This window comes from Bacillus sp. SIMBA_074 (assembly GCF_046534555.1).
In the GTDB taxonomy this organism is placed as follows: domain Bacteria; phylum Bacillota; class Bacilli; order Bacillales; family Bacillaceae_G; genus Bacillus_A; species Bacillus_A mycoides.
Genome location: NZ_JAWRYM010000865.1, coordinates 1 through 254 on the forward strand (window position 1 = coordinate 1; position 254 = coordinate 254).

The following is a 254-nucleotide window of genomic DNA, read 5'->3' on the forward strand; positions in this document are numbered from 1 at the left end:
GTGCAAAGAAGAGCTGATCGAAATATGTAAAGGAGCTGCCAAATACGATGGCTGCTTCGTTGTCCATATGCGCAATGAAAGCAACCATATCCTCGAAGCGATTGACGAGATGCTTGATGTTGCCCGCGGTTCAGGTGTTCGTCTCCACATTTCTCACTTCAAGGTAATTGGGCGAAGAAACCGCGCCAGCTTTCAAAAGGCATTGGATAAAATGGAACAGGCCCGGGCGGAGGGGATCGAGATCACATTTGACC

1 pseudogene is annotated in these 254 nt (G+C 49.2%); it reads left to right on the forward strand.

The features are described 5' to 3' along the window. Window positions 1-67: 67 nt before the first annotated feature. Window positions 68-254 (forward strand): annotated as a pseudogene (locus tag SB773_RS33215) (N-acyl-D-amino-acid deacylase family protein); the annotation flags it as partial.